Here is an 8,679-nt window from a genome sequence, read left to right on the forward strand (position 1 = left end):
GGGCGATCCTCGCATCGAGGGTCGCCCCGCTTGCGTGGGGAGGATCAGCCGGGCTGGCGGAACAGCTCGTCGAGATCGGGTGGGGGCGCGGTGGGGACCCCGGCGTCCTTGCGCTTGCCCTTGCCCTTGCCCGCCTTGGGTGCGGGGGTGGGCTCTTCGTCGGTCGACTTGGCCTTGCCCGGCTTGCCCTTGGGAGCATCGCGGGTGGCATCACCAGCGGGCGGGGGCGCGGTGGGACCCTCGCCGTCGGTATCGGTCTCCTCCTCGAGCTCGGTGCCCGTCGTCGCAGGGGCCATCGTGTCGGCCGAGGCGGGTGCTCCGGTCGTCTGGTCGTCGACCACCGGCTCGAGCCCGCCCGAGGTGCTCAGCGGGTAGGGAATCTCGGGCGGAGGCTCGTTGGGATCGACGTAGAGGCCCCGCTCGTCGATGATCCCACCCTGCAGCAGATCGGGTCGGACGAACAGCGTGATGACGGCGGTCGCGATGAAGGTCAGCGCCGCGATGATCACCACCACCCGGGTCCGCGGTCCAAAGCCCTCGTCGGCCCCGGGGTGGGGGTCGGCGGCGGGGGCGGGCTCGGAGCGCAGCATCATGGTCATCGAGGCGTTGGCACCGTCGATGGACTCGGTGTCGTCGGTGCGATCGCCCGGAGGTGGTCGAGCCGCGATCGCACCGAGCGGGCCCGCCTCGCGCAGCGCGAGCGCGACCGCGGGGCCCGGACCCAGGCCTGCGGCTTGGCGACGCAGCTCGAGCTGGGCCCCAAAGGTCTCCTGCACCCAGCGGCCCACCTCGCTCGACGGCGCGAGCAGATCCTGTGCGATGGCGACCTTGCGCAGCTCCATCAGCATCTGCTCGGCGCTCTGGTAGCGCTGGCCGGGGTCGCGCTCGAGTGCACGCAGACAGATCCGATCGAAGCATGCCGGCGGTCGCAGGCCCACCGTGCTGGGCTTGGGCACGCTGCGGGAGACGACCTGGTGGAGGATCTGCTCGGGGGTCTCGCCGTCGAACAGGGTCTCGCCGGTGAGGGCGTTCCACAGCACCACGCCGGCGGCAAACACGTCGGAGCGGGGATCGACCGGAAGTCCACGGACCTGCTCGGGCGAGAGGTAGCCGGGCTTGCCGCGACCGGGCCCCTCGGGGAGCGCATCGGCGGCCTTGGCGATGCCGAAGTCGGTGATGCGGCAGGTTCCGTTGATCCCCACGAGCATGTTCTGCGGGGAGAAGTCGCAGTGCACGACCGGCTTTGGCGAGCCGTCGTCGCCGAGCAGCATGTGAGCGGCGTGGAGGCCCGTGAGCGCATCGATGACGACGGGCACGATGAGCTCGGGCGGCCGCTCCCTGGGGTGGGCCTTGAGCAGCTCGGACAACGTGCAGCCCTCCACGTACTCCATCACCAGGTAGTGCTGGCCCGCGAAGGTGTCGATGTCGATGATGCTGACGATGTTGGGGTGGCTGAGCCGGGAGGCGATGCGCGCCTCTTCGAGGAGCATCCGAACGTAGGTTCGATTGGCGTTGAGGTGATCGCGGACGACCTTGAGCGCGAACAGCCGGCGAAAGCCTCCCTCGCCGGTCACGCGGCACAGGTACACGGTCCCCATGCCGCCCCGCGCCAGCCGCAGGAGCACCTCGTAGCGACCCACGTGCGCGGTGCCGCCGGCCTTGACGTGTCCCGACAGCGAGGGGCCCCCGCGGGCCTGCACCACGTCCGCCGCGTTCAAGGACACCGTGTCCTCGGTGGTCGGATCGCTCGGTGGCGGCTCGCTCGGACCCGAGGCACCGGTCAGCATCCACGTGCCCCCCGGGCCGAAGTTGGGCGCGGTGGGCACCGAGATCGGATGGGAGTACACCTCGTCGACCAGGTCGGGGGCGGCCTGGGGAGGAAGCACGGCCGTGGAGCCCCGTCCGGGCTCGGACCCGGCGAGCGAGCGGCGGATCGTGGCCTCCTCTTCGGGCGGCTCGTCGGGCGGCGAGTCGATGGCGATGGGATCGGAGGAGGTGGGAGGCAGCACCACCGGTTGGCCCGGCGGTGGTGGTACCGGGCCGGGGCGCAGCAGCGTTCGGTCGGAGCGCTCGGGCTCGAACGGAACCGTCCGGCGCGCAGCGGGACGGGGGCGACGGCGTCGGGGCTCGCTCGGGGGGCGCGCGTCCGCGGGCGAGGCCGGGTCGGTCACGGCAACGTCACCGAAGCGAGGCGTGCGAGGTGACGTGGGCGCGCTGGTCGCAGGGGCCGCGGACGCGGGCGTGGGTTCGGCATCCGAGCCCGACGACGAGGGGGTGCTGACCCCGAACAGGAATCCGGTACGCCCTTTCTTGGGGGCGTCGTCGCGCGGCTGCCCGCGCTCGGGTGGAGCGGGGGCGGGGGTAGGCACGAAGCGGCCGGAGGGGGTTTGGGCCGGCCGAGTTGGCGGCGGGCTCGGTGCCGGTTCCGGGCCTTGTGCCGAGCCTCCGCCCGTGGGGCTCCAGCCGAGGCGGCGGCGGGCGGAGGGGCCCCGCGCGGTGGAGCTGGGGGTGGGAGTCGTCGATGCTGCGTCGTTGGAGGGAGGTCGACGGGGGACGGCCTTGGCGTCGTGGAGGGTTCGTGCGTTGCTGTCGGCCTTGGGCCGGGGCACGGGAACCGCCGCAGCCGCGCCCGTCGGGGACTTGGTCGGCCCGATGCGGGGGGCCCGTTGGCGGGCCTCGGCCAGGAGCACGGGGGTGCTGGCCTTGATCGCGTGGCGCCGCTGGATCGCCGTGAACTCGACCTCGTACTCGCCGTCCTGGATCCGCATGAGCCGGAGTACGGCGGCATCGAGGTGGAACCGACCCATGTCGGCATCGATGAGTTCGCCGTCGCGAAACCACACGGTGGCGGTGCCCAGAGCGGTCCGAAAGCGGGCGATCCCCGTGCCGCGCGACTCGTGCAGCCACTGGAAGAGGTCCGCGATGGAGCGGTCCGCAATCCGGCCGGAGATGGCCCCTTCGTCGTTGGTCACGGCGGTACGTAAGCTCGAGGTAGCGAGCGCGATCGGGGGCGGTCTCGGGTGGACCTTCCACCGACCAAGGCGCAAGGGGGAAGCGGCTCGAGGGCCTTCGGGAAGAGGATATGATCGACGGCGACGACGCTGTCAAATGCTTGAAATTGCGAGCCGATCGGTTTGCAGGGGATCCCCTGAGGAGCGTAGGTTCGGGTTGCGCGCCGGGGGCGGCGGGAGCGCTCGGAGATGGACTTGGGCGGCGAGCGACGCCTGCCTACTGAGCCGCGGGTGCCTGCTCGGCCGTCGCTTGTCGGGCCACCAGTCGTGCGTAGGCGCCGTTGTCCGCCAGCAGTTCTTCGTGGGTGCCCTGCTCGACGATGCAGCCGTCCTCGAGCACCACGATGAGGTGGGCGTGGCGGATCGTGCTCAGGCGGTGCGCGATGACCAGGGTGGTGCGGTCGCGCTGGAGCGTCTCGAGGGCCTCCTGCACCAGGTGCTCGCTCTCGGCGTCGAGCGCCGACGTGGCCTCGTCGAGCAGCAGCACGGGCGGATCGCGGAGGATGGCACGGGCGATGGAGACCCGCTGCCGCTGGCCGCCCGAGAGCTGGACCCCGCGCTCGCCCACGCGGGTGTCGTAGCCCTGCGGGAAGCCCATGATGAAGTCGTGTGCGTTGGCGGCTCGGGCCGCGGCCTCGACCTCGGCGTCGCTGGCCTGCAGCCGTCCGTAGCGAATGTTGTCGCGGATGCTGCCCGAGAACAGCACCGGCTCTTGCGAGACCAAGGCCATGTGCCCGCGCAGGCTCTCGAGACGGATCGCGCGCAGGTCGTGCCCATCGAGGGTCACCCGTCCCTCCTGCGGATCGTAGAAGCGCAGCAGCAAGCGCCCCAGCGTGGTCTTGCCCGAGCCGCTCGCGCCCACCAGCGCGCAGACCTGGCCAGGCGCCACCCGCAAGGAGACGTCGCGAATGACGGTGGCGTCGCGATCGGCGTAGGAGAACGAGACGTGCTCGAAGCGGATGTCGCCCTCCACCGAGGACAGCCCGACGGCATCCTCGGCATCGGCGATGTCGGCGGGGGTGTCGAGGATCTCGAAGATCCGGGCGCTGGCCCCCAGCGCCTGCTGGAAGCTGCTCCACACCTCGGACATGGCGGCCACCGATCCGGCCACCAGCATGGTGTAGAGCATGAACTCGGTGAGGTCGCCGGCCGAGATCTCGCCGGCGGCCACCATGCGCCCGCCCTGCCAGAAGATGCCGGCCAGGGTGGAGAAGGCCAGGAAGCTCGATGCGCTCATGAACCACGCGCGTGCGATCGTGCGCTGCACGAACATGACGAACGCGTCGAGGATCGCGCTGCGATAGCGCTGGGTCTCGTGCTCCTCGCGGGTGAACGCCTGCACGGTCTCGATGCCGGCGAGGCCTTCCTGCAAGCCGCCGTTGGCCTCGGCCAGGCGATCCTGGGCCTTGCGCGCCAGGCCACGGATCTTGCGGCCGAGCCACATGGTCAGCAGCATCAGGGGAGGCACGACCGCCAGCATCACCGCGGTGAGGTAGGGGTTGGTCACCAGCAGGATCACGATGCCGCCGATCAGCGTGACGGCATTGCGCAGCGCCATGCTCAGATCCTGCGAGACCGTGTTCTGCAGCTGGTTGACGTCGCTGGCCATGCGCGACAAGAGCTCGCCGGTGCGCTTCTCGTGGAAGTAGGCTTGCGACAGCCGCACCAGGTGCTGGTAGACCTCGACCTGGAGATCCACCACCACGCGCAGGCCGATCCAGGTCATGAAGTAGTGGCGGAAGAACACGAACACGGCCTGGACCGCGAAGATGGCGACCAGCAAGAGCGTGCTGTCGTTGAGCTGGGTGACGTCCTTGTCGGTGAACGCGGCGTCGATGACGTCGCCGAAGAACGAGGGGTAGACCAGACCCAGCGTGCTGCCCACCGCCAGACACACCAGCGCGATGACCAGCCGCCCGCGGTAGGGGATCACGTAGCGGAACGTCCGGCGCAGGCGCGCAATCGGCGGGAGCTCGTCGATGGTCTCGTCGGCAGGTGCGGCGGCCATTGGGGGGCAGGCTAGCCCCGATGCGCCAGCCGAGGAACCGGTCGTTCGGGGAGGCGCGGCCCGGGGCGCTTCGAGGCCGCCTCTGCGAGGTCGTGGTGGGTCTGGGCTCCCTTCGCTACCATCGCATCCCGTGCGATCCCGAGCACGCTCGAGCGGGCGGACCGCGTGGCGCGGGGCGGCGCTCGTCTCCATCGTGATGGAGGCCATGGCGGGGTTGGCCTGCAGCGTGACCGACGAGGGCGTACCCGCGGGCAAGCTGGCGGTGGTGGGCGACGTGGTGCTGGGCCCCGAGGACCTGTCGGGGGTGCAGACCCAGCTCGGCGCCTACGCCCAGGTGCGCTTTGGCGGGGCCGAGGGCAGGGCGGCGTTGCTCGAGGCCTTGGTGGCGGCCGAGCTGATGGCCCAGGAGGCCCGGGACGAGGGCCTGGCCGACGACCCCCGCGTGGCGTGGGCGCTCTACGAAGAGGAGGCGTCGCTCTACCTCGCCGCCGAGCTCGAGCGCCGAGTCCCGCGCGAGACGGTCGCGGCCGACGAGGCCGCGTTGCGAGCGTGGTACGACGAGCATCCCGATGCGCTGTGGTACGAGGAGCAGCGCAACATGGAAGGCGTGGCATTCACGAGCTACGCCGAGGCCGACGCCGCCCTGGAGCAGCTGCGTGGGGGCGAGACCACCCTCGACCTCCTAGGCGAGCGCTTCGCCACGCCGCTCCAGATCCGCGACGACGCCGAGCACCCGGGGTTCCATCCGATCCTGTTCGACGAGGCGCTCGATGCCGGGGACTGGCTGTCGGCACCGGTGGTGGTGGCCCAGACCTTGTTGGTCGGACGGGTCCAGCAGGTGATCCCGGCGTCGCGGCGGCCGTTCCACGATCCCGAGGTGCAAGAGCAGCTGGTGGAGGCCGTGCGGGCCCCGATGCTCGAGGCGGCGCGGGAGCAGCTGCTGCGGGAGCTCGGGCAGCGGTATCCCGAAGCCCCGCGGTAGGGCCACGTCGGTCCCCGCGCCCTTGCTCCGCCCCCCGGGCCGCTGCGGGAAGCCCTCGGTCGGTGGTGCAGCGCCGGCTCGTGGATCACGAGGTCTTCGCCGCCGACGATTCCGATCGCCTCCGCAGCACGGCGCTCGCCCTTCGCCTGTTCCCCGGCGGCCTGTCGTTCACGCAGCTCAAGTTCGTCGAGGAGCACGCGCACAGCGAGCGACTGCTCCAGATCATCGACGAGGAGGATCTTCGCGACGACCTCGATCGCCTGGTGGGCGAGCGCTTCATGGAGGAACTGTCCGCGGCGCATGCCGACTATGGCGTGGTGCTCGGGATCACCTCGGCCCCCAAGGCGGAGCCGCCCGTGGTCTCGATGCTCGAGCGGCTGCGCGAGCTGACCCAGGCGATCGTCGACTATGCGCTGCAGGTGCTGGCGTACTCCCGCACGCACGCAGATCACCTCGCACTAGCCCAGCGCGCGCTCGAGCCCATCGACGTGTTCCGCGAGGCTGCCCGTCGTGCCAGCAGCAACGGCCGCCGCCCGTCCGACGGCGAGGCCACACATGACGATGACTATGCCCTGCCCGAGGGTGCCCCGGCCCCCGACGCTCCGGTGCCGGCGGTGCCAGAGGAGTGAGCGACGAGGCCGACGCAGATCATGGCGGCAACGAAGGGCCGGGCGCATGCGCTCGGCCCTTCGTGCGTCCTGGGCCATGCTCGATCCTGCTCGCGTAGCGAGGCGAGCTGGGTCGATGGCGCCAAGTCTCGTGATTGCTGCGCAGCGCTGGCGACGACTCGAACCCTCGCGTAACGGCGCAGAGGATGGTCAGCCGGCTTGCCAAGGATGGCCACACGGGGTGGCGGTCGAAACGGGCAAGTGCCCGAGTTCACGGAGCGCGAGTGTGCACCGAAAAAGTGACCGTTCGTGTCTGGTCTCATTTGACCAGCTCATGAACGTGCCGTAGCCCGCCCATGGTCACTTGAGGGCTGGTGATTCGTCAGCCGGCCCGCCAGATTTCGTCGGCCAGCGAGGGCTTCGTCGTGGTACGACGGGTGGTCTTCGGTGCGCTCGTTGGAGGTGTCCATGCCCATTCGTTCTCTTGGGTCCACGCTCACGATCGCCACGCTCGCGCTGCTGTTCGCTTCGGCGTGCGGCGGTGGCTCCTCCGCGGTCGAGGTCGCGCCACGCGGAGGCGTGGCACCGCCACCGCCACCGCCGGTAACGCTGGCGGACGAGGTCGCACAGCTTCGCGGGCAGGCCATCGCGTTCGATCCTTCTACAGAGGTTGGCACGCTACCCGGGCGGTCCGGGGTCACGCCGACCGGCCAGGCCGTCTACTCGATTCCTCTCGACGTCGCACCGGGCGTGGGGTCGATGACGCCGGAGTTGTCGTTGGAGTATCGAAGCACCACGCAGGATGGCCCGCTCGGCGTCGGGTTCTCCCTAGGGGGGATCGCCCCGCCGATCCGCCGTTGCAACCGCACGCTCGCGCTCGACGGTACGAATGGCCCCTTCGAATTCGAGCTGGCCGATCCGCTTTGTTGGGGCGACGAGCGCCTGGTGCTGGTCGCGGGGGTGCATGGCCTCGATGGTGCGGAGTACCGCACGCGCCGGGATCCGTTCGCGAAGATCGTCGGGCACGCCGACATCGACGCTCGCGACGGCTACTTCGAGGTCTTCACCAAGGACGGCCGGATCCTGACCCTGGGCCAGCCCGGTGCCATGCTGTTCCACGAGATCGACGGCGATCCCGTGCCGTGGGTATGGGCATTGCGCCGCGCCGAGGATCGCTTCGGTAACGGCATCGAGTACCGGTATCACGCTCCCAAGCCGGCCGGGGGCTCCGATGCGTATACGTTGCGGCTCGACGAGATCGCCTATGGAGGCACTGGCTCGGAGGCGAGCCGACGACACGTTCGCTTCGGCTACGTCGCTCGCACCGATGTCTCGTGGGGCTACGTGGCGGGCGTGGTACAGGGTCGCACCGAGCGGCTCGAGACGATCACCGTCGAGGGTCCCTACGCGCAGGTGATCGCGACCTACGTGCTGAGCTACGACCTCGACCCGCTCTCCGGCCGCAGCCGGATCGAATGGGTCAAGAAGTGCGATGCCGCGGGTGCATGCCTGCCCCAGACCACGTTCGAGTGGAGCGCTCCGGGCGGGGCCCCGGGTTCGCTCTCGATGGGCTTCGTGCCGTACGGCGTCTTCCTCGGTCCCGACGCCGAGCTCGTCGATGATCCGGTGCCGTTCGCCAGCTCGCCCACGCGCCTGGTCGGCGACTTCGACGGCGACTCCGACCACGACCTGCTCTACTTCACCGACGCGGGCTGGAGGGCCTGGGACGGTACCTCGCAGCTCGACCTGCTCGATACGCCGGTCGTCGTGTCGTGGCCCACGGTGCTGCCCGAGGGCGATGTGTACGTGGAGGCGCTCATCGAGGCCGAGGTGGACGCAGCCCTGGCCGCGGTGCCAGACGACGAGGAACTCACCGCCGAGGAGGAGCAGGCCATCGTCGATGCCGCCGCTGCAACGCATTTCGACCGGCTCCAGCCGGGGTTCTCGATCATGGTGATCGAGGCCAACGGCGATCTACGCGATGACCTGCTGATCCCTCGACGCGACCTCACGGGCGGGCCATGGGTCGACGCATGGGGGTATCGCTTCGCGAAGGAAGTGGTCGTGGCC

General features: G+C 70.4%; 5 protein-coding genes. 3 read left to right on the top strand and 2 right to left on the bottom strand.

What is annotated here, in order from left to right; all coding sequences use genetic code 11:
- Nucleotides 1-44: 44 nt before the first annotated feature.
- Nucleotides 45-2,972, bottom strand: coding sequence for a protein kinase domain-containing protein (locus OEB96_RS22205; RefSeq protein WP_266218568.1), 2,928 nt, complete (start codon nucleotides 2,970-2,972; stop codon nucleotides 45-47).
- A gap of 256 nt (nucleotides 2,973-3,228) precedes the next feature.
- Nucleotides 3,229-5,019, bottom strand: coding sequence for an ABC transporter ATP-binding protein (locus OEB96_RS22210; protein WP_266218569.1), 1,791 nt, complete (start codon nucleotides 5,017-5,019; stop codon nucleotides 3,229-3,231).
- Nucleotides 5,020-5,149: 130 nt separating this feature from the next.
- Between OEB96_RS22210 and OEB96_RS22215 the strand changes: the two genes are divergently transcribed.
- From OEB96_RS22215 to OEB96_RS22225, 3 genes are all read left to right on the top strand, one after another.
- On the top strand, nucleotides 5,150-6,001 hold the full coding sequence (locus tag OEB96_RS22215) for a peptidylprolyl isomerase (protein WP_266218571.1): 852 nt from the start codon (nucleotides 5,150-5,152) through the stop codon (nucleotides 5,999-6,001).
- A gap of 65 nt (nucleotides 6,002-6,066) precedes the next feature.
- Nucleotides 6,067-6,630, top strand: a complete 564-nt coding sequence (locus tag OEB96_RS22220; RefSeq protein WP_266218572.1) for a hypothetical protein — start codon at nucleotides 6,067-6,069, stop codon at nucleotides 6,628-6,630.
- A 447-nt stretch (nucleotides 6,631-7,077) separates the two neighbouring features.
- The coding region (locus OEB96_RS22225) for a SpvB/TcaC N-terminal domain-containing protein (RefSeq protein WP_323137424.1) at nucleotides 7,078-8,679 on the top strand (1,602 nt) is incomplete at its 3' end.

The organism is Paraliomyxa miuraensis (assembly GCF_026337845.1).
In the GTDB taxonomy this organism is placed as follows: Bacteria; Myxococcota_A; Polyangia; order Nannocystales; family Nannocystaceae; genus Paraliomyxa; species Paraliomyxa miuraensis.

Excerpts from the sequence above, each read along its gene's own strand:
- OEB96_RS22210 (WP_266218569.1), bottom strand. The coding sequence starts at position 5,019 with ATGGCCGCCGCACCTGCCGACGAGACCATCGACGAGCTCCCGCCGATT.